General features: G+C 52.4%; 18 protein-coding genes. 7 read left to right on the forward strand and 11 right to left on the reverse strand.

Annotated features, from left to right (window positions below):
• Positions 1-1409 (forward strand): S1C family serine protease (locus tag MJ768_RS03135; RefSeq protein WP_239287907.1); only part of this gene is annotated, 1409 nt, incomplete at its 5' end.
• Between the two features lie 224 nt (positions 1410-1633).
• On the opposite strand, the gene MJ768_RS03140 is transcribed toward MJ768_RS03135, so the two are convergent.
• The 10 genes from MJ768_RS03140 to zwf form a co-directional block, all read right to left on the reverse strand.
• The gene (locus MJ768_RS03140) at positions 1634-2026 is read right to left on the reverse strand and encodes a hypothetical protein (protein WP_239287908.1); all 393 of its coding nucleotides are present in this window, start codon (positions 2024-2026) and stop codon (positions 1634-1636) included.
• Between the two features lie 72 nt (positions 2027-2098).
• Positions 2099-3643 carry an FAD-dependent oxidoreductase gene (locus MJ768_RS03145; protein WP_239287909.1) on the reverse strand — a complete coding sequence of 515 codons (1545 nt, stop codon included), beginning with the start codon at positions 3641-3643 and terminating at the stop codon, positions 2099-2101.
• Between the two features lie 298 nt (positions 3644-3941).
• The gene (locus MJ768_RS03150; RefSeq protein ID WP_239287910.1) at positions 3942-4490 is read right to left on the reverse strand and encodes a DUF488 domain-containing protein; all 549 of its coding nucleotides are present in this window, start codon (positions 4488-4490) and stop codon (positions 3942-3944) included.
• A gap of 181 nt (positions 4491-4671) precedes the next feature.
• Positions 4672-7221 carry an alpha-glucan family phosphorylase gene (gene glgP / locus MJ768_RS03155; RefSeq protein WP_239287911.1) on the reverse strand — a complete coding sequence of 850 codons (2550 nt, stop codon included), beginning with the start codon at positions 7219-7221 and terminating at the stop codon, positions 4672-4674.
• Positions 7222-7273: 52 nt separating this feature from the next.
• Complete coding sequence (locus tag MJ768_RS03160; RefSeq protein WP_239287912.1) at positions 7274-8299, reverse strand: class I fructose-bisphosphate aldolase; 1026 nt, start codon at positions 8297-8299, stop codon at positions 7274-7276.
• Entirely contained in the window at positions 8283-8546 is a 264-nt protein-coding gene (locus MJ768_RS03165) for a DUF2934 domain-containing protein (RefSeq protein WP_239287913.1), read from the reverse strand. The genes MJ768_RS03160 and MJ768_RS03165 overlap by 17 nt, the downstream gene beginning before the upstream one ends.
• A 310-nt stretch (positions 8547-8856) precedes the next feature.
• The gene (pgm, locus tag MJ768_RS03170) at positions 8857-10551 is read right to left on the reverse strand and encodes a phosphoglucomutase (alpha-D-glucose-1,6-bisphosphate-dependent) (RefSeq protein ID WP_239287914.1); all 1695 of its coding nucleotides are present in this window, start codon (positions 10549-10551) and stop codon (positions 8857-8859) included.
• 58 nt (positions 10552-10609) lie between these two features.
• Positions 10610-12706, reverse strand: a complete 2097-nt coding sequence (gene tkt, locus MJ768_RS03175) for a transketolase (RefSeq protein WP_239287916.1) — start codon at positions 12704-12706, stop codon at positions 10610-10612.
• Between the two features lie 130 nt (positions 12707-12836).
• Positions 12837-13922 (reverse strand): transaldolase, encoded by a 1086-nt coding sequence (gene tal / locus MJ768_RS03180; protein WP_239287917.1) that lies wholly within the window; start codon positions 13920-13922, stop codon positions 12837-12839.
• A 110-nt stretch (positions 13923-14032) separates the two neighbouring features.
• Positions 14033-15472, reverse strand: a complete 1440-nt coding sequence (zwf, locus tag MJ768_RS03185) for a glucose-6-phosphate dehydrogenase (protein ID WP_239287918.1) — start codon at positions 15470-15472, stop codon at positions 14033-14035.
• Positions 15473-15945: 473 nt separating this feature from the next.
• Between zwf and MJ768_RS03190 the strand changes: the two genes are divergently transcribed.
• The 5 genes from MJ768_RS03190 to MJ768_RS03210 all read left to right on the forward strand — a co-directional run bounded on the left by MJ768_RS03190 (position 15946) and on the right by MJ768_RS03210 (position 19664).
• Positions 15946-17271: a glycosyltransferase family 2 protein gene (locus MJ768_RS03190; protein WP_239287919.1), complete on the forward strand. Its 1326-nt coding sequence runs from the start codon at positions 15946-15948 to the stop codon at positions 17269-17271.
• Entirely contained in the window at positions 17256-18149 is an 894-nt protein-coding gene (locus tag MJ768_RS03195) for a glycosyltransferase family 2 protein (RefSeq protein WP_239287920.1), read from the forward strand. Before MJ768_RS03190 ends, MJ768_RS03195 begins: the two co-directional genes overlap by 16 nt.
• 61 nt (positions 18150-18210) lie before the next feature.
• Positions 18211-18357 carry a hypothetical protein gene (locus tag MJ768_RS03200; RefSeq protein WP_239287921.1) on the forward strand — a complete coding sequence of 49 codons (147 nt, stop codon included), beginning with the start codon at positions 18211-18213 and terminating at the stop codon, positions 18355-18357.
• A 74-nt stretch (positions 18358-18431) separates the two neighbouring features.
• Positions 18432-19154 (forward strand): hypothetical protein, encoded by a 723-nt coding sequence (locus MJ768_RS03205; RefSeq protein ID WP_239287922.1) that lies wholly within the window; start codon positions 18432-18434, stop codon positions 19152-19154.
• Between the two features lie 9 nt (positions 19155-19163).
• Positions 19164-19664: a hypothetical protein gene (locus tag MJ768_RS03210; RefSeq protein WP_239287923.1), complete on the forward strand. Its 501-nt coding sequence runs from the start codon at positions 19164-19166 to the stop codon at positions 19662-19664.
• Between the two features lie 95 nt (positions 19665-19759).
• Here the strand turns inward: MJ768_RS03210 and MJ768_RS03215 are convergent, their stop codons facing one another.
• Positions 19760-20905: an HD-GYP domain-containing protein gene (locus MJ768_RS03215; RefSeq protein ID WP_239287924.1), complete on the reverse strand. Its 1146-nt coding sequence runs from the start codon at positions 20903-20905 to the stop codon at positions 19760-19762.
• A 185-nt stretch (positions 20906-21090) separates the two neighbouring features.
• On the opposite strand from MJ768_RS03215, the gene MJ768_RS03220 reads away from it, so the two are divergent.
• Positions 21091-21759: a DUF998 domain-containing protein gene (locus tag MJ768_RS03220; RefSeq protein ID WP_239287925.1), complete on the forward strand. Its 669-nt coding sequence runs from the start codon at positions 21091-21093 to the stop codon at positions 21757-21759.
• Positions 21760-21908: the final 149 nt, after the last annotated feature.

A 21908-nucleotide genomic window follows, 5' to 3' on the forward strand; every position in this document is an offset into this window, starting at 1 on the left:
CTTTCCTTCAATCAATTACAATCGACTCGGCGGTCAACGTTGGGTTGCTACTGATTCCCAGTATAAATGGGGTCATATTCATTATTATCGAGACAAAAATGAAACTTAACTTAATTGGAATAATAGCCTGTCTTCTTTTAACCAGCGTAATTTCTGCCCATGCTGAGAACGATGAAGATGTCTTCTCAAAGGCACAGCACTACACAGTACAAATCAGGAAAGCCGTTTCCATTCCATTTGGAAACGATAAAAAAGGTACCGCGTTCGGAGCCGGGTTTGTGGTGGATACAAAGCGTGGCTGGATTATGACCAACGCTCACGTGGTGTCACGCTCACCAGCGCGATTGGAAGTTGCCTTTTTTGGCAGGAAATTCGTGCCAGCAAAAAAGATTTATGTTGATCCTTTCCTTGATCTGGCCATTATCAGTATTAATGAAGAGATGCAAAACGCTACAGCAGCCTTACCCGAATTAGAGTGCACAAATCTGCCCGGAGTTGGCCGTACGGTGGGCACTTTCGGCCACCCCAACGGCCTGAAATTCACTGGGACGCGCGGCATCATTTCCGGGCATACAGCCAAGTATGAATCGGAAATGCTGCAAACCGATGCTCCAATCAACCCCGGTAATTCGGGGGGGCCGTTGATCAGTCTGTCTTCTGGTCGTATTGTTGGAATCAATACTTCCAGTATGAACGATTCCCAAAACAGCAATTTTGCCGTGCCAATGCACTATGCTTGCCGCGTGCTAGAACTGTTGCGCGAAGGGAAAGACCCTTCGCCCCCTGATTTGCCACTGGCTTTTTTCAAGTCACCCAACGAACGAATGCAACTCAAAATTGCCCGCAGCCTGATTGACCCTGCCAAATTCGATTTTCGGGCAGGCGACGAAATCCTCGGTGTATCCGGTGTGCCCGGTGTGGTGGAGACCGTCGAAAACGAAACCCAACTTATTCATGCCCTCCGTGGAAGGCTCGGCAATGTTGCTTTACAAATCAAGCGTGAGGGGCAAAAACTTGTAATTAATGGAAAACTTGAACCCGTAAAAAAAGTTAACGACAAAACTTGCATAATGTTTTCGGGCATGCTTTTTTGCGAGACTCCGCCCTATATGGGACAAGATGATTTCAATCCGGGCAAGATTGCTGTTTATTTCGTCGAAGCAGGCTCAGTGGGGGATTTCAATGAAATTGAAAAGATGGATATGTTGAATTCCGTTAATGGAAAGAAGATAGAAACACTAGATGCATTCTATTCAGTGCTCAAAACGTCGCAAGAAGAGAAAAAGCCGATTGACTTTGTTTTCAGGGATACTGGTGGAAAAGGTAAACCTTCCTATTTTACCTATTCCGAGCGTACACTTCCTGTCGAAAACCTTACTTGGGTAAGCAATGAAAAAAATGGTGGTTGATTCATTGATTTGATGTAGTTAAGACTGTATGTAGTTAAGACTCGGCCTGACAGTTAATGATTTTGAGTTGTGCGTCTGTCAGGCCGAGTTCAGTTTTTCAACTTGTTCATTCCAAATCTGCGTCCTGTATTTTCAGGATTCTGAAAATAAAACCATGAACATCTAAAGCTTAAGAACTCATTGAATAATGGCTTGCCCGTTTTCCCGAATAGTCCATTAAAATTCTACCACTCTTCAGTTAACTGGAGCCTGCTAGGCAATAAATCTATAATTTCTCGTTGTACCAAAATATTATATTCTTCATAAAGTGCATCGCTGCAGTGTGCCAATTCTTCGCCAAATTGCTCCATAAACTTCTCACCTTTCCATATCCATTCAACCGGAATGCAAACTCCCAGCTCATTTTCTGTAGAAAAGCTGGACAAAACAACTCCAACAGCTTTTACTTTTAGTGCAGCTTGAGTATAGTTTTTAATAAAAACTATATCCTCAGTCCTGATACTCTGGAATGTTTTAAATAAAACGGCTTCTTTTTCTACCGAGTTATCTATGCATACCACTCCATGCTCAAAAAATTTTTCTGAATTGTGTTCATCTATTCCGAAAAAGGCGGTCATCGTTTTCACCATTCCAAATGTAATTTTTTATGCCAATACCGATCGCAAGAACTCTGTTTCGTGAAATTTCACTCACATCTTCGAGGCGATACTTCTCTCGAAATTGACTTCCGCGCGTAAGCAGTCAAGATCCCGGTGAACAGTAGCCACTGCCAATTTTTTTGTACCGCGACGATATGTGATCGTGCAGTTTCGTGTATCAGCGTCAAGTTGTCCGTCAATTTCGGCTTTGTCCCACCGCTCAGCGTGGCCGACATAAGCAAGGCCGAAATCGTACTGCTCGGTCCAGAAGAATGGAACAGCGTCAAAACGTTCCCGCTGTCCAAGCATATTGCGCGCCGCAGTCTGCCCCTGACGCTCAGCAACAACCCAGTGTTCAACGCGGATGTGCTCGCCGGTGAGGCGATCCGGCCAGCGTGCGATGTCGCCAGCGGCAAATATGCCCGCAACACTCGTTTCAAGGTATTCGTTTACCGTGACACCGCGATCCATGGCTAGCCCTGCCTGTTCTGCAAGTTCGATTGACGGACGTACGCCAATGCCAACCACAATAAAATCGGCTTGAATTATTTCTCCGTTCTGCAACGTGATGCCATGTGCATCTATCGAGGTAACAGTCGTATCGAGATGGAACGTCACCCCATGTTCTTCATGGAGTTTGCGGATGAAATTTCCGACATCCGCTCCCAGAATTTTCTCCATAGGACTTGTCTCTCGCCCAATCACATGCACTTCGATGCCACGATTTCGAAGTGATGCCGCCACCTCCAGTCCGATGAAGCTTGCACCGATTACTACTGCTCGCTGTGAAGCCAGCGCCTTGGCGACAAGCGTGCGACTGTCAGCCAGAGTACGCAAATAATATACATGAGGGAGATCTCCGCCAGGCACTTCAAGTCGCACAGGCTCGGCGCCAGTGGCGAGTAGCAGGGCATCATAGGTATAGCGGCTGCCGTTCTCGAGCTGCACGTACCGATTCGCTGTGTCGATCGTGGTTGCTCGAGTGCCCAACTTCAAATCGATGTCGTGCTCTCTGTAAAACTCTGGTGATCGAAGGAGATTGAACTCCTCAGGTGTAGTGCCTGAAAGATAACCTTTAGAAAGATTGGGGCGGTCACAGGGTTCTGATTCATCTGCGCTCAGCATGGTGATGCGACCGACATAACCCTCCCGACGGAGCATTTCCGCAGCAGCATTGCCAGCTGCGCCACCACCCAGAATAATGATCGGCCCCTGCAGGCTAGCTTCTGTTAGAGATGGTTGCCGCCCTTGATTTTCGAGCTTCTCGCGAACATACACAGTGTCATCTAATTGCTCGACGCGCCAACAGGAAATCGGGTTTAGCGCCGGCGCGCGCAGCGCCTCTCCGGTACGCAGACTAAAGCAGGCATGATGCCAAGGACAACGCAAAGTGTCGCCCACCAGCAACCCCTCATTCAGCGGCGCTCCATAGTGCGTGCAAAAAGCACCAATGGCAAACAACTCGTTGCCGGATCGCGTGAGCAGAACCGGTTCACCATGTGCATGCCCGAGCAACATCTCGCCTTCTGCTACAACCGAGTGTGCAACGCCTGTCGCGAAATTCGGGCCGTCCAGTTTTATTTTTTTCACACTCATTTTGTTTGATCGAAGCGCATAGCACCTCTCCTTTTATAGAAATAAAACTTGAACAAGGACTCAAAAGCATCGATATTTTGTTGTAAGTATCCCCGCAATTCTGAAAGTGTTATGTGCGATAACACACAGAAATCTCAATGTTTTTATTTTGTCTGCCTTTAATATGAAAATATGCGATATGCCAACTATCCATTCGCAAAGCTCTTGTGCTGATCGTGAAAAATGAGCGATTTCATTGGACTCCTGAAGCAATAGCGCCGAGCAGCTGTCAAACCGTAACAACGATCGCGAACCAGAATCAGGAGGGCATCTCATAGGGTGGATAAGTTATTGCCATGCCATCTACCTTGGCAAAAGAAGTAAGTGCGTGCGCCTGAAGGCGCATTCTGCTCATAATTTCATCGACGTGGATACCGTGTACTAACAATGCATCCGCAATTAACGAGCGATGGCAACGCCACGGGACAGCCTCAGCACACATCAGCGCCACCCGCTCATGCGTTGCCAGTTCCATCAGGCTCGCCAGATTTTCTGCAAATTCGGCAGTCTGCATGTAGTCCGCAAAACCGCGGAATGAAGCATTTCGCCAACCCATATTCGGAGACTCCGGACTCGTTCGGCGAAAGCCTCCCAAGCCGGTAGCGTGCGCATAGCGGATTCCGGGAAGTTCAAGTGCGGCCGACAACGTGTCGCCATTGAATTGCGGATTGTGACGAGATCTTGGCACGCTACGCACATCAATGAGACTTGTAACTGAGTGGGCCTTAAGCAGATCGATAAATTCTTTCAGAGGCCGTGTGGAATGGCCTATGGTCAATACGATAGGTTTAGAGCCTTGCTTAGACATTTTTTTGCCGATCAGGTAGTGTGCACCGGTCTTTCTAGCAAAGAAGAAGTATCTGATTGTTTGCTCAGCTAGCGTGAAGTGTTTCGATCCTCGCGCGCATCACGGGACATGGATCCCGCGGCAGATAATCTGCTGCGTGGAGATTTTCCGCAGAATCTTCATGGTGTGGTTTCTGAAAAAATTACCGCTGCCATAGGATGTGAGCTGTTTCCAAAGGTACCGATACACCGGGGTAATATGGAATTATTCGCGCGGTAAAGTCAGTCGATGGTCGGGTTGCCGACACTGCCCCACTATATATGTACCCGCCAATCGAATACGCCAGTTGACAGATGCGCGCCATTTCTTGCCGTATCGGACTGCCTCCATTGATGCCATCGGCATACAGCTCGACTCGCACGGCATTCGAGTCGAGGTCATTGAGGTAGACCTGCACTTCAAATATGTGTTGTTCCCCGTTAGTCTCAACCTTCACTTCGCCGAAGCGTAGCGCGGCCCAGTTTTGATCCAAATTGTGCCGCCAATTAACTATCTGCACGCCAATTGCGCCCTTTTCGACCATGCGTTCGCGGTAGGCTGAGACAGCGGGAAGATAGTGTTGCTCGGTATATTCGCGCACAGTACGGTTCGTGGAAAAGCGCGGCGTTAAGCGTGCCATACTTTCCCGCATCCGCGCTACCCAGGCGGTGGGAATCCCCTCCTGGTTGCGGTTATAGAACTCCGGGATAACTTCATGTTCAAGCAGGTCATAGAGCGCTTCCGCTTCAGCAGCGTCCCAAGCCGGATCATCGCCGTGTTCTTTGCCGTCCCCCAATGCCCATCCTACTTCCGGCGTGTAGGCTTCAGCCCACCAACCGTCTAATTCGGATAGGTTGATACCGCCATTGACGAGCACCTTCATGCCGCTTGTTCCGCTTGCCTCCCACGGTCGCCGGGGCGTATTGACCCAAACATCCACACCTTGCACCAAACGCTCGGCTACCAACATATCGTAATCGGCCAAGAAAATTATCGGTGGATGTGACGTGCCCTGACCAATGAACTGCGTCCATCTCTGAATCAGTGCGCGACCTGCCTGGTCCGCCGGATGTGCCTTACCCGCCAAGATAATCTGTACCGGACGTTGTGGGTTATTAGTGAGTATGTGCAGCAGCCGACCCAGATCATGCAACAGTAAATCCGGTCTCTTGTAGGTCGCGAAGCGTCGTGCAAAGCCCAGCGTCAAGGTATTCGGATCCAGCAGATGCTTTGCCCTGTCAACTGCCTCGGTGGATGCACCAGATGCGGCCAGTTGCCGGCATAATCGTTCGCGTGCATATTCGATGAGAGATTTGCGGCTATCGGTGCGCAGTTGCCAGAGCTTTGCGTCGGGAATATCGCGAATGTCTTGTTCCAAGGTTTCCGTCGCCCTTAGCCAGCGATCCTTTCCACAAACATTTGTCCAAAGTTCATCGGCCGCTATTGAGTCCCAGGTCGGCACATGAACCCCGTTGGTTACATGTCCGACCGGCACTTCGTCCAGCGGCCAGTACCGAAAAAGTGGCTCAAAGAGGTGCCGGCTCACTTTCCCATGCAGACGGCTCACGCCATTCACGGCCCCGCTCCCACGAATCGCCAAATAGGCCATATTGAAACTTTCCGATGAGTCGTTCGGGTTCAGGCGACCAAGTGCAAGCAAATCGTGGAGCGTTATGCCGAGCTGCTGTTCAGCATAGTTCTTCAGGTATTGCTCAATCAGAGCCGGAGCGAAACGGTCAAAACCTGCGGCCACCGCTGTATGAGTGGTGAAGAGATTGCCCGCTCGCGTAACGGCGAGTGCGACTTCGAACGACTGTCCGGTCAATTTCATGAAACTTCGCGCCCTCTCCAGAATGGCGAAGGCCGCATGCCCTTCGTTCAGGTGACAGACTTCAGGCTCAATGCCGAGTGCAGCCAGCAACCGCCATCCGCCAATCCCGAGCAGTAACTCCTGCTTGAGGCGCACCTCCGGCCCGCCTCCGTAAAGTTCGCTGGTAATGCCGCGATGCGCGGGGTAATTCGCTGCATCATTGCTATCCAGCAGGTACAGCTTTACTCTGCCGACCTGAACCTGCCAGGTGCGTAGCCAGACCGAATAGCCGGGCAGCACAATCTCTAATCGCAACCACTCACCATTCGGGTGACGCAACGGTGTGATTGGCAACTGCCCGGGCTCGTTAAATGGATAGAGAGCTTGTTGCATACCATCACTGTCTATCACTTGGCGAAAATAGCCTTGTTGGTAAAGCAGCCCCACGCCGATGACCGGCACACCTAAATCGCTGGCAGCCTTGAGCTGATCGCCAGCCACATTGCCAAGCCCGCCCGAGTATATGGGAAGATTTTCGCTCAACATAAATTCCATGCAAAAATATGCGACACAGCTTAGGGTGGATTGCGGATAGGTTTGCTGAAACCAAGCGGGCGCTTTCGCAGAGGCTCGCCTGGCCTGCACCAATTCATCGATTTTCTTGCAGAAGGTGGGATCGGCTAAATCGCACACAAATTTTTCGCACGGGAGTGTTTGCAAGACAACCCAAGGATTATGAGTCATATCCCAAAGCTCAGGGTTAAGATGCCGCCATATTGAGTCGGCACCGTGGCTCCATGATGAGCGCATGTCCAATGCAAGCTCGACTAGTGCATCAAATCCTTCCAAGTCCTCGCATGGATGGCTTTCCATCGAATGGCTGATATGTATTTGTTCTGTCATGCGCTTCCCTCCAGGCGCAACGGTTATGCCATACCGATTGACATGCCCAGTTTCATTTTTCCAATTCGGAATTATATTTACCACAGCTCGCCCAGCCATTTAGCTGGGCGCGATGGTAAAACACCTGTTGAGCGGCAAACCCATTTTCAGCCTTGCCCGCCCAAGCCTTTAAAGCTGGTTGCTGCAAGGCGCGTGCATAGGAGAACGACAATGCCCAAGGTGCATTGGGAAACAAAATATTAATAGCGTTAAGGTTGGCCGTCGCTTCCTCGGGTAACTGACCTCCAGACAGGAAATTTATGCTGGGCACTGCCGCAGGTACCGTGCGGCGCAATACCTTAATCGTAGCCGCAGCCACTTGCTCCGGACTTGCCTTAACAGGATGTTCTTTACCCGGCAGCACCATGCTCGGCTTGAGCACGGTGTATTCCATGATCACTCTATGGCGATGCAGCGCTTGAAAGACGGCATGTATCACCGCCTCGGTAACTTCAAAACAGCGCTCCAATGTGTGATTTCCATCAATTAGCACCTCGGGCTCAACAATAGGCACGAAACCTTCCTCCTGGCAGACAGCCGCGTAGCGTGCCAGCATTTCCGCATTGGCTTCAATGCCGAGTATCGTTGGATTTTGTTCACTGATCGAGTACACCTCTCGCCACTTGGCAAAACGAGCTCCTTGTACTTTATAAATGCGGAGGCGCTCGGCCAAGCCGTCTAGTCCCTGAGTGATCTCATCGCCGAATGCGTTTGCCAAGGGAATCTTGCCTTTGTCCACCTTGACGCCAGGCACAATACCTTTTCTAACCAAGACCTCGGGCAGCGGGGTGCCGTCGTCTGCTATTTGTTCAAGTGTGTCCTCAAACAAGATTGCCCCGCTAATAAATTTCTCAATGCCTGGCGTAGTAAACAGTAGCGAGCGATAGGCGCGCTGCAACTCGACTGTAGATGTGGCCCCTATTGCTGCAAAACGTTTTGCTATGGTAGGGGTGCTCTCATCGGCAGCAAGGATGCCCTTGCACGGCACTACCATATCAGTGATAGTTGCCTGCAATTCGTCTTCAGTGCTGCGGTTCATTATGGAGTTCTGATGACTGGGAAAATAGCTGGCCGATTTCCGCTTCCGCTTCATACCAGTCATTTTCGGGGTTGCCTCCCACGAAGCTGCGCTTCTGGGCTCGCCGGTATGCTGCTTCAGCGATCATTTGATGGCGTTGCTCAGGGGTGACGCCCATCTCTCTATCGTCCGTAGCAGTTTCCAGCTTGGATCCCTTGGTTTTAGCCGGAGATGCGGTGTGTTTTTGCGGATGCAATATATTTTTCATGTCATTCCCTTTCATTAGAATAAAGGGCGCCTCTAAAAATTAAAGTTTCTAAGCAAGACAAGGCACGAGTAAAAAATTTGAGCGCGGCATATAGTTGATATGTAAGCGATAATTTTTTTCGAGTAACGCCGTATTGTGACGAAAATTTGATTTTTAGAGGTGCCCTAAATAGCAATTAAGAATCGGGTGTTGATACTAAGCGGGTAACAAAAACCATTCCGTGCGGTATCGAACATACCGGGTTCGCCGATGGCGTCCACTCATACCGCCAAGCAATGCTCGTTTGCAATTATTCTGATTATAATCAGTGTCATCCACGCTTTTCAGGCGCTACTGAGTCCGTTGCCAGAGTATCGCTGATGATGGTTTGTGCTTCTGTCAGAATGCGGTGTAAATGATCAACTCCACGAAAGCTCTCGGCATAGATTTTGTAAATGTTTTCTGTGCCGGACGGACGCGCCGCAAACCACCCTTGTTCTGAAATTACCTTCAATCCGCCAATGGACGCGCCGTTACCTGGCGCGTGGGTCAGGATAGTCTGAATTTTTTCGCCAGCCAAATCTGTGGAGCGGATCTGCTGTGGCGAGAGTTTCGCCAGCATTTCCTTTTGCGCTGGCGTAGCCGGCGCATCAATGCGTTCGTAAACAGGCTCGCCGAATTCATGCGTTAACTCGCGGTATATTTCGCCGGGATCACGGTTCATGCGCGCGGTAATTTCCGCCGACAGCAAAGCCAAAATGATGCCATCCTTGTCGGTTGTCCATACAGATCCATCGGTTCGAAGAAAAGAAGCGCCTGCACTTTCTTCCCCACCAAAACCAAGTGACCCCTCGAACAAGCCATCCACAAACCACTTGAAGCCGACGGGTACCTCGTAGAGCTTGCGGCCAAGCTTCGTGGTAATACGGTCTATCATCTGGCTACTTACTACCGTCTTGCCAACTGCCGCTGACTTGCTCCATTTCGGCCGGTGCTGGAAAAGATAGTTAATGGCGACAGAAAGATAATGGTTCGGCGGTAGCAGACCTGTGCTCCGGGTGACGATCCCGTGCCGATCGTGGTCAGTGTCGCAAGCAAAAGCAATGTCGAAGCGATTTTTAAGGCCTATTAACCCTTGCATGGCATAAGGAGAGGACGGATCCATGCGGACTTGGCCATCCCAATCGACGGTCATGAAGCGGAATGTCGGATCGATGACTTTGTTCACAACCGTGAGGTCCAGGCTATAGCGATGGGCAATCGCGGTCCAGTAGTGAACGCCAGCGCCGCCAAGCGGATCCACGCCCATGTTAATGTTCGCATCGCGAATTGCGTTCATATCGATTACGCTACCGAGATCGTTTACATAAGCATTAAGATAGTCGTATCGGTGAGTCGTGGAAGCACGCAGGGCCTGTTCGTAAGGAATTCTTTTCACGCCTTTGAGGCCGTCTTTGAGAAACTCATTGGCCCTGGTTTCAATCCAGGCTGTTATAGCATTCTCTGCGGGCCCGCCATGTGGCGGGTTGTACTTGAACCCGCCGTCCTGGGGTGGATTGTGCGAAGGCGTGATGACTATGCCGTCTGCCAGTCCTTTTTCGCGTCCGCGGTTGTAAACGAGGATCGCGTAAGAAATTACCGGGGTAGGAGTATATTCGTCGTTTTCCGCAATCATCACCTCAACACGATTGGCCGCCAGTACTTCCAGTGCGCTGGCGTACGCCGGCATGGATAATGCATGCGTGTCGATGCCGAGGAATAGCGGACCATTGATACCCTGCTGCTCGCGGTACTGGCAAATGGCCTGACAGATAGCAAGAACATGCCATTCATTGAAGCTTGTTGCTAATGCTGAACCACGATGTCCCGAGGTGCCGAACGTGACCTTTTGTGCAGGCACAGATGGGTCCGGTGTTTCCGTGTAGTAGGCGGTAACAAGTTTGGGTATGTCTACCAGCGCCGATAGCCCAACAGGTTTGCCTGCCAAGGGATTTATTTTTATGTTCGTATCTTCGAAGCTGCTCATTTGGTGCCTCCTGTACTTGATAAATTCCGCGAACGCGATAGCCCAACGGGATTCATGCTCACTTCTCCAAAGCGTTGCGCGTGATTTGTGCCCTTGCAGCCGCCACAACGTGAGCGGACTCAAAGCCGAAGTGCTGCTCGACGACCTTCGTCGGTGCAGACAGCCCGAAGGTGCGCAGACCAAGGATAGCGCCATCGAAGCCGGTATAGCGTTCCCAGCCGAAAGTGGATGCCTCTTCGACTGCGACGCGTGCCGTGATCCCGGGTGGTAGCACGCTGTCGCGGTATTCCCGGCTTTGATTTTCGAACAACTCCCATGACGGCATACTGACTACGCGCGCCTTAATCCCTTCGGATTTCAGCTGCTCATAAGCAGTAATGCAGAGTGAGACTTCGCTACCGGTAGCCAGCAGCAGTACATCGGGCTTGTGGTCCGGAGCATCGGCCAGCACGTAAGCGCCGCGCGATACGCCACTCGCACATGCATATTTGGTGCGATCCAGGGTGGTTACTGCCTGCCGTGTTAGTACGAGGCAAACCGGACGATCCTTGAGCTGCATAATGACACGCCACGCTTCGACGACTTCATTGGCATCCGCCGGCCGAAATACAATCATGCCGGGCATCGCACGCAAAGAAGCAAGATGCTCGATGGGCTGGTGCGTCGGCCCGTCTTCTCCCAAGCTAATTGAATCATGGGTCCAGATATAGATGACGGGAATTTCCATCATTGCGCTCAGCCGAATTGCCGCGCGGCAATAGTCCGTAAAAATGAAAAAACTTGCGGCGTAAGGACGCAATTTTGACAAGCTCATTCCACTGGCAATGGCACACATCGCATGCTCGCGCACGCCGAAATGGACATTGCGTCCGCCGTAATTGCCACCCCCGTTGTCATCCCGCCTGGGTGCCTGAAAATCGCCATAAAACGCATCTTTTAATTCTGTTTTTGTCGAGGGTGCAAGATCTGCTGCGCCGCCAAGCAACCACGGCATTTTTCCAGCAATCGCATTTAACACCTTGCCCGATGAATCGCGCGTTGCGATACCCTTCTGGTCTGCCGGAAACGCCGGTAGCGCGCTAGCCCAGTTTTCCGGCAGGCCACGCATTTGCATGCAGTCGATCTGTTTGGCCAGATCCGGATACTGCGTGTGATAGGCTGCAAACAATTGTTCCCAAGCGGCATGCTTGGTTGCTCCGCGACTGCCAAGCTGAGCCTTGAAGTGTGCCGAAACGCCCTCCGGCACATAAAATTGCGAGTCAGGATCCCAGCCGAAAAACTTCTTCGCCAGTCGCACTTCTTCGGGGCCAAGTGCCTCGCCGTGTGCTTCTCGCCGGTCCTGCTTGTGCGGCGCCCCATAGCCGATGTGAGACCGCACAATAATCAGCGTGGGACGGTCATGAGTATCAAGGAAAGTTTCATAGGCATGCGCTAATAATGTTATGTCGTTCGCATCATTGACGCGCACAACATGCCAACCGTAAGCCGCAAATCGGGCGGCCACATCTTCGGTAAAGGTAATGTCGGTCGATCCTTCGATCGAGACGTTATTGTCGTCGTAGATCCAGCAAAGATTGGCCAGTTTAAGGTGCCCTGCCAGCGACGCTGCCTCACTGCTGACTCCCTCCATCATGTCGCCGTCGCTGCATAGCGCGTAGATGTTATGTTCGAACAGATCGTAATTGGGCCGATTATAAGTGGCCGCAAGCCAGCGCTCGGCAATCGCCATGCCGACGCTGACCGCAACACCCTGTCCGAGCGGACCAGTGGTGGTTTCCACGCCGGAAGTCCATCCGTACTCGGGGTGTCCAGTGCAGCGGCTCCCGGCCTGACGAAAATTCTTGAGGTCATCGAGTGTCACAGCAAGCCGATCCGCCAATTCGTAACTTGGGCTCGTCGCCTTGACCTCGGATAAATACAGCAAGCTATAGAGCAATGCCGAGGCGTGGCCGGCGGAAAGAACGAAGCGATCGCGGTTTGGCCATTCTGGATCCTCTGGATCGTAACGCAGGAAGCGCTGCCACAGACAATAAACCGTTGGGGCGGCACCCATCGGCGTGCCCGGATGGCCCGATTGCGCCTTTTGCACGGCGTCGATGGAAAGTGTGCGAATAGTGTTGATGCAAAGCTGGTCGAGTTGAGTTTGGTCGGTCATGGTTTACTCCACATCCATTGTTCCTCGCAGCGTTCTGGCGCAATGAGCATGATTGTCTAACATTGAGTTACAAGCTAGCCCCTGCAAAGCCATCTTTAACTTTATCGCGCAGGGCAACGTGCAGGCATGCTTAATTACCTTTCGTCAATTTGTCACTCTTTGATTTGATGCAAGCCATCAGGTCGATCCATGACTTGGCAAAAGCTTCGGTGCCTTCGCGCTGAAGGTCGGCGGCTAGTGTTTCATCGTTAATGCCTTCTTCCGTGAATTCGGCGAGTACGCTTTCGGCATAGCCGCCATCAACCGGCAGGGCGCCATTCACTTCGCCATGATCGGCAAAAGCGAGTAACGTCTTCTCAGGCATGGTATTGATGGTGTCGGGTGCCATGAGCGCTTCGACGTAAAGGATGTCTGAGGCATCAGGATCCTTGGTGCCTGTGCTGGCCCAAAGCAGACGTTGCTGCTGGGCTCCAGAATTGGCCAGCTTCTGCCAACGCGGTGATGCGAGCAAGTCGCGATACGCTTTGTAGGTGCGCATGGCGATTGCAATGCCTAGACGATTGCTTAGCCCAGGCTGAATTTTTTCTTTGATAGCCGCATCCCAGCGGCTGACAAAAATCGATGCTACGGAATTAACGACAGGATCAAGGCCGCTGGCGATGCGTCGTTCTATGCCGCGCATATACGCTTCGGCTGCTGCGATGTAATGCTCGCGCGAGAACAGCAACGTGACATTCACCGGCACGCCTGCAAAAATGGCCTCTTCAATCGCAGGTATACCCGCACGAGTGCCTGGAATCTTGATGAAAAGATTGGGACGGTTTGCTCGCGCATGAAGTTGTATCGCCGCTTTTATGGTGCCGGCCGTATCGTCGGCCAGCAAAGGCGACACTTCCAGCGATACCCAGCCATCAACCCCGTCAGTGGCATCATGAATCGGACGAAAGAGGTCGGCCGCCTGGGTTAAATCCTCCAGGGCCAGCTCAAGGAACAGTGCTTCGCCGGATTTGCCCGCTAGCGTTTTTTGACGGATGGACTCGTCGTAGAAAGCGCCCTTATTAATGGCGTTATCGAAAATCGTGGGGTTAGAAGTGAGCCCCGTTACAGACAATTCGTCAATGTAGCGGCGTAATGTGCCGCTGGTCAGAAGTTCGCGTGTGATGTTGTCGAGCCAGAGTCTCTGACCAAGGTTATGCAGTTGTTGTGTGGGCTTCATGGTTTCTCCTGTTATGCATGAGTGGCTTTGATGGTATCTAGCAATGCGGGCAAATCGAAATTGTCAGATCGCCTATGCGCTGCACCGTTGATTCAGCTGGCGGGCAGATATCATGTTGCTGCCCCCTCTGGTATGGGATTAAACCAACCTCCGTCTGCTGCTATCAGCGCATCAGATTTTTTCGGTCCCCAGCTGCCAGGTTGGTAGGGGAGTGCAGAATGATGGGTTGCAAGAACTGGCTCGACCACCGCCCAGGCGGCCTCAATCGCATCCTCACGGGTAAAAAGCGTGCCGTTACCGGCCATAGCATCTGTCAGGAGCCGCGCATAGGGTGTTTCCTCTTTCGGCTGCTTATAAAACAAATCAAGCTCTTGCTGATCGCCGATGAACTCCTTGCCTACGCGTTTAACGCGAGCAGCGAGGGCTATTACGAAACCGGGAGAGAGCCGGAAGCGCAGATAGTTGGCTCGACCATTCGCCGGAGCTGAATCGTCGAACAGCCTTTGCGGCGGCGGTTTCAGCTGAATCAGCACTTCTGCCGCTGTTGTAGCCAGAAATTTGCCGGAACGCAAGTACCAGGGTACGCCCGCCCAACGCCACGAGTCGATGAACAGCCGCAGAGCGCAGAAAGTCTCAACGTCGGAGCCTTTCGCCACATGAGGCTCCTTCCGGTAACCAACATACTGGCCGCGCACCAAGTCGTCCGGCTGCAGAGGGCACATGGCTTTAAAGATTTTTGCCTTCTCGATGTGTACGGCTTCATAGCCCTGATAGGCCGGCGGCTCCATGGCAAGCAGCGCAACGACCTGGAACAGGTGGTTCTGAATGACATCGCGCAGACAGCCAGCGCTTTCGTAAAATTCACCGCGACCCTCTACGCCGAAATTCTCGGCTAGCGTTATCTGGACACTAGCTATGCAGTTGCGGTTCCAGATCGGCTCCAGGAACGAATTGGCGAAGCGAAAATAAAGAATATTCATGATCGCCTCCTTTCCTAGATAGTGGTCGATACGAAATATGGAATCTTCCGGGAATACCGATTTTGCAATGAAGTTAAGCTCACGCGCGGATGCCAGATCACGCCCGAACGGCTTTTCCACGATAACGCGCGCATTCTCAGCCAAGCCAGCTGCGCCGAGTCCTTTTATGACCACCGCGAAAAGTTCGGGCGGTATGGCAAGGTAATGCGCTGGGCGCTGGGCATCTGCCAGCGTCTCCTTGATCGCTTTGTACGTAGCCGGATCGCTATAGTCGCCCGCCACGTACCGGAGCAGGGAAAGAAGATGACTCAAAGCCTGCTTGTCATCGATCTTGCCGGATTTTTTTATACCGTCCGTCGCCCGTTTTCGGAGCTGTGCCAGACTCCATTGCGAGGAAGCGACGCCGACCACCGGTACGTTGAGGACGCCGCGCTTCGCCATTGCGTAGAGCGCCGGGAAGATCTTTTTGTAAACGAGATCACCCGTTGCACCGAATAACACCAACGCGTCAGACGGCACCGCGCCACTTTTAGTCCCACCCATCTCAACTTTCTCTTTTCTTTTTGCCATACCCATCAAACTGCGTTCTTATCGTGGAGGAGGAGCAAGCCTGTCGACATCGTTGCCATTAGTTCCGGCACTCCAGAGAGCCCAGCGCTGATAATTTGATTTGAATAGACGAGGTTGCTGACTTTATTGCCTTTTTGCATGTGTCTTTATCTTGCAAGTCTATAATAAGCATGTCATCGAAATGATTTTCGAGTCTGTACGCCGTCGAACATAACGTCATGGAATACGAGCAATTACTTGTCACATTGTGTTTTATTCACGAATGCTCTACCTATGTTCGACGATCGGGCGCGTATAATTGCTGAGATATCGCGCATATCCAGCCCGAAAATGTTTCTCATTCAGAAATTGTAAGTCTACTTGGCCATTCTCACCATATGCCATTAGTACGCCATCAAAACGGAATCCCTGTCTCATCGCGGAACACACCTTGCCGATGCAAAAGTGGGCTGCGCTACAAGCACTGCTGTGGTTTGCTGAACAGCAACGCGTCAACTGCGGCAGCGAGACACGAGCGCAATCGTCAGGCGGGGCTCGCCTTGCAACGAGAGGGAAGGTTCTTTCAGGCTATTGAGGCTTACGATGCCGTCCTCCGGGAACAGAGCGAAGATTGGGAAGTCGCTCACATGAGAGCCGTCACGCTCTATCAGCTCGGTCTCATGGATGAATCGCGCGCGGCTTTTGCCGCGTTGCTATCCACCTCCGCCGTGCATTTTCCCGGTTTCTGGTCCAATCTCGGCTTGCTATTGGCGTCTATCTGTCCGAATCATCTGTCTTCGTTTTTGCAGAATAAACTCGTCGAGTATCGATGCATGCACCCGGCATTTACAGGCGCCAAAGCGAACAAAGACCAGCGCAGCCAGACGCCTCCTCCGAAACTTCCAACCGTATCGGTTGTGATGCCGGCTTACATGCACGCACGATATATCTCCGAGGCGATCGCTTCAGTGTTTGCCCAGACACGACACCCGCTGGAATTAATCGTGATTGACGACGGCTCCATCGACGGCACGGTTGAACACTGTCGTGCTGCGCTTGTTGCGGCCCCGTTTCCGGTAACGTTCATCGCCCGCGAAAACCGGGGGGCTGCAGCCACCCTGAACCAGGGCATCGCATTAGCCAAGGGTGATTTTATCCAGTTGCTCAATTCCGATGACCGACTGCCGGCAGAGCGCATAGCGACGATGCTGCCCATGTTGCTGGAAAGCAATGCCGATTGGGGCTACGCGCGTGTTTCATATATAGACACACACGGCCAACCCCTTGGCCACCTTGCCGATGCACGCGTCGCCACATTGATGGCGGCCCAGAATGCAACGGTCATGTCTTGCACACTTGGTCTGGCGATGCTGCGCGCGAACTCGGCCATTTCCAGCGGCAATCTGATGTTCCGCAAGCGCCTCTGGGAAACCTTGGGTGGGTTTCGCGACTATCGCTATAACCATGATTGGGATTTTTGCCTGCGTGCAACGCTGCAGTGCGAGCCGGTATCGGTGCCGCACCCGCTATACGAATACCGCATCCATGATCGCAATACCATCACCGAAGCCGCCGGTGCACCGCGCATGGAACACGGCAAGGTCATGGCTGCTTTCGTCAGCCTTGCGCAAAACCAACCCACTTGGCCAAATCCTTTTGCGCCTACGTTTGCCAACTGGGGCGGTGAGTTTCTTGCCCTGCTGGGTGCAACCGATGCATTGCAACACTTACCGATTGAGTTAATCGAGCAGGCGCTTCATGTTCCCCTTTCGCTAACACCCTCAAACCGGATTGGAGAAGAATCATGCGAGTTTCTTTAATCGTGGCGTCCGAACCCGATGTTTTTAAACACAAACAGCAGAATTTCTTCGCTTCACTCGCAGCCCAGACCTACCCCCATGATGCGTTCGAGGTCATCCTCGTCGATGGACAGGCCAGAGCTTCCACATCGCGGGCATTCGCTGAATTTCGCCAACAGCATCCTGCGATTTCGGCGTCATTACTCACTTGTTCAAGCCCGGCGCGGGCGACCCAAAACAACATGGCTGTCGCTCAGGCCGATGGTGACCTGCTGGTGTTTCTCGCGGACGACTTCGATCCCTCCCCCGGCCTGATTGCCGCTTACGCGGAATACCACACATTGAACCCTGATCTCAACGCTGTGGGCATAGGCCCGGGGCTATTTCCTGACAACTTCCGAAAAGACATCTTCGCGCGCTGGCTGGAAGACTCCGGCAAAATATTCGGCGTTCCCATGCGCCGTATTTTAGCGGTCTGGCCCAAGACATTTTTCTATGCCGGCAATGCCTCAATCAAGAAAGCCAAATTCCAGTCGCTCGGCGGTTTTGATGAGCGCTTTTTAAACGATGCCTGGGACGACTTTGAGTTCGGCGTACGTTGGGTGGCCAGCGGCGGATATTCCCAGTTCGTTGCGGGCGCCACTGCTGCACACCGACATGCCGTCTCATTCGACGAACGCTGCAGGAACATGGAGCACGCCGGTAAAGCCGCCCGGGTATTGGAAAAATTGCACCCCAATCTGGATCATGCATGGCGTACCATAATTCATCGGGACAACGAACCGCTCCACCCATCACCCGAATCAAACGCCCCCATGCATACCTGGATTGCTTTCTATGTCCAGCAAATGGATGCCGAATTTCGGCGCGGTTATCTTGGCGCCGCCAAAGCAGACTGAAGAACCCGGCTAACGCCGTACTCTGATTTCACGGGTAGAAAGCGAGGCAGATGAGTAACGGATGCGACGCCCGGATAAAGATCAGGCGACAACTCAGGCTTCCTATCCGGCGCTTAACGATGGCAGAGACGGGGGTTATTTCGGGGTACACTACCTGACGGTAAGTCGCGCAGTGCGTAAATTTGAAGAAGACCGAAAGAAAATGTAGCAAAGTTGGAACCGCCCCCGTTCTTGCGGACGGTTATTTGAAACGTTGGACCCCATTCCTGGAGCACTGGGACAATGAGTGACGATTCGACCACTGAAACTTACGAACTCACCGAGCCAGAACGCATAAAGATTCGCGCCGAAGTTCGATACGCACTGATTGCAGCGCGCGAAGCTCGTCCGGCCGAGCCGCCAAAGACTCGACTGGCTCAAGCCCTTGCATACCTGAGCAACGGATTCGTGTTGCTCCTTGTCGGGTCATTGGTTACATCGGTACTGGTCCCAGACTTTCAGCGACGGTACGAAAATAGGAAGCAACAGGTGGCGCTTATGCAGGACTGTCTTGCACAGTTTCTTCTGTACAGCAATTCGCTATGGCAGGAGTACTACGCAGTCTTGCCACTGACGCAGCGGGTAGAAATCGATGAGGCCACGTATCTTCAGTATGTCAACAAGATCGCTGAGATCAAGCTTAAACGCTATGACGCTTATGCAAAGGTACTGGCGCTATCCGTTGTCTTCCAGGAAGTAACTGAAACAACGACTGCTCCTTCTATAGACACTGCTCTCAGAAGCTACGCCGTCGGCCTAAACACCGCCTCGGCATCAATTGACAAGTGGCTCACTGGCCTGTACTGCACACCGACAAACAGAGACCATAGCCCTTGTGCATCCTTCGACCCGACATTTGATTCGTTCGATGAACACACGAAGATAAAGGCCTACGTTGTAGACATAGGAAATAAGGGCACTGATAATGTCGCTTCAATGATAGTGAGACAAATCAACCAACAGTGAGGTTGCACCATGTTCAAGATTCGACGCTGGCACTCAACTCCGCTGCTTCTTTGTGGACTATTCGCCACAACGGCTTACTGCAATGGCATCAATCCTCCGCGGCCGAGTGGGGCCAGAACCGTTGAGGCTATTTGTACTGATCGAAAGAGTGGGAACACCACAACCCTTCAGAGGGCACGGATTTCGGTTGACGAACCAACTGGATCTTTGGAGGTACGGGTTGGAGCATCAGCTGCAAAGGTACTTCAGCTTTCACAGATTGTTCGAGTGAAAATTCCTTCCTCCAAGCTGGCGTCAGACGGCTTTGCCAAGGCCTCGCTTGAGCTTCTTGAGCCGAGCTACAATGGGCCAGGCTTTGTCAAGCTGAGAGCTAGGGGAAAGCCAGTGCGCCTGTCGGGATTCACCGCTGATCTGGACCGTGTCGAAATGCCGCTCGTAACCTGCAAGGAACTCGCGTTGAAAGCGTCCCAACCGTCTGAAGCTCAGCGCGGCGAGGTGAGCAAGAAGTAGCCCGCCTATTCGATGTGGGGGTCCAACGAATAAGGTCAAGGCGAGAGACTGTTCTCTACTACTCTACCCGTTCTTGTTTCTTCGATCTCTGTTTTTTAAACCACCTCTTGGTCGCGAAAGCGCTGCTGAATCTCCTGCACCTTGTCGATGTTTTTAAGCATGGCGTCGACGCAGTCACGATCAAGTTTGCTGTCGGCCAGACGCCGCAGCATGGCGAAGGCGTCATCGTTGCTCCACGGTGCCTTGTAGGGGCGGCGCGAGGTAAGCGCGTCGAATATGTCTGCCACGGCACTGATACGCGCCTCTATGGGAATTTCATCTCCCTTTAAGCCTTTGGGATAGCCGCTGCCATCAATGGCCTCATGATGGTATTCGGCAATATTGCGCATGATACTGACATGGCCAAATGTGCCTAGGCCGAAATCCTCGAGTATGACGTCAATAATCTCGCGGCCTTTTTCCGGGTGGGTCATCATCACCTTGAATTCGGCTTCATCAAGCTTGCCTGGTTTGCGCAGGATACAGTCCGGGATACCGATCTTGCCAATATCATGCAGCGCCGAGAACATAAAAATATGTTCGATCTGCTCGTCGCTGAGATTGTAGCGCGGAGACAGTTCACGCGCGATGAGGCGGGCATAGTGCGCGGTGCGGTCGATGTGCGAACCGGTTTCAATGTCACGATAGTGGGTCATACTGCGCGCTGCCTGCACCGCAGCCAGCAGGGTGCGGATGGCGGTCAGTTCATTGATGACCATCAGGGCAATAAGATGACCGTAGATATCGATCTGACGCAGCATTTCAGGCGCGAATGGGTGGGGCTTGAATGAGTTGAAAAACAAGAAGCCGATGAAAGTGTTGCTCTGGTAGAGCGGCATGGTGTAGCTGGCCTGATAACCCTTGCTCGCTACACGTTTGGTGTGCTCCTGGATGCCATGGGCGAAAATAGACATATCCTGCACCACACGCGGACGGCGGCGCCGTATGATCTCGCGCAGTGATGAAGCGGCTGCGAGCGGCACTTCATACGCGGCCAGTGGACTGGCACCCTCGCTACTATGGGTATAAGTTTTGAGCATGTTAGTTTTTTCATCAAAAAGAGCGATGGCCAGGCGATCGATGAACGGAAAATCCTCGCGGATCACCTGGTGCAGGAAACGCAGCTTATCGGACAGCGGCAGGCTTTCGTGCAACTGGGCCAAGATATCCTGGTGCGGAAACAAATCCTTTTCTTGTGACATGGCAGACTCCTTCAAGCAGATATCAAACACGGGTAGAGTAGAGAACGGGCAAAAATCAAGAATGGAAAGGCATAACATAACAAGGGCGGAGGAGACAGGTGTACGATAATATGCGTCTAACGCCTCGTTCAAGCGAACACCGCTCGCTTCGCTCGCGGTTCACGTTCTACGGGGTATCCCTCAACTTGAAAACGTTATGCGTCACGCGATTACACGCTATGGCCATGAATCTGTTGCTTGAACCAGCTGTTCGTGTCAACGCCCGGTCTCTCAGCCTGTGGGTGGTTCTCCTCCTTCTTGCTTCGGCGATCGCTGTACTCGCTGCAACGGCTGCAATGCCTGCGGCTTACTCTTGGCGCGCTCACTCGATCAGCGAGTCTGCGGCGCAAGGCTTACAGCACGCGTGGATTGCGCGCCTTGCCTTCGTCTGCTTTGGAAGTGCGGTTCTCACATTGTCCATACGAATGCGCCCGGTTTGGGCACGGGGTACGTACTGGATGCATCTCGTTTTTGCAGCTGCCATGCTCGGGACTGCAGCATTTTCGCATAGGCCGTGGATCTCCGGCGTGCCATTTGACGAATTCGAGGACTTTCTTCACTCGGTCACCGCAACAGGAATGGGTTTCGCCTTCTGCTTTGGTGTTGTCGCGAGGTTCATGCAGCGTAGCCGAAGCGAACTGCTGGCTCGCTCGCTCGACGTTTTCACTGTGGCGGTCGCCACCGCAATGCCACTGATCTCCGCGCTGTACCCTTCAAACGGTGGCCTGATCCAACGCGCAATGTTTCTCATAGCGTACGTCTGGTATGGCAAGGAAGCACTGGACCCTCGCAGTGCCGCTTCGAGGAGACAATGACGCATAACCTTTCGTTCGAAGCCGACAGCCACCGGCGTACAGAAAACTCGCAATCAACCACAACGTCCCATCCAACCGGTTCAGCAGCGACTTGGCCTCGCTCATTAAATGATCAGATACCGACGTTTGGATTTACGCCATTGCTGTCA

Source organism: Candidatus Nitrotoga sp. 1052 (assembly GCF_927312905.1).
GTDB lineage: Bacteria > Pseudomonadota > Gammaproteobacteria > Burkholderiales > Gallionellaceae > Nitrotoga.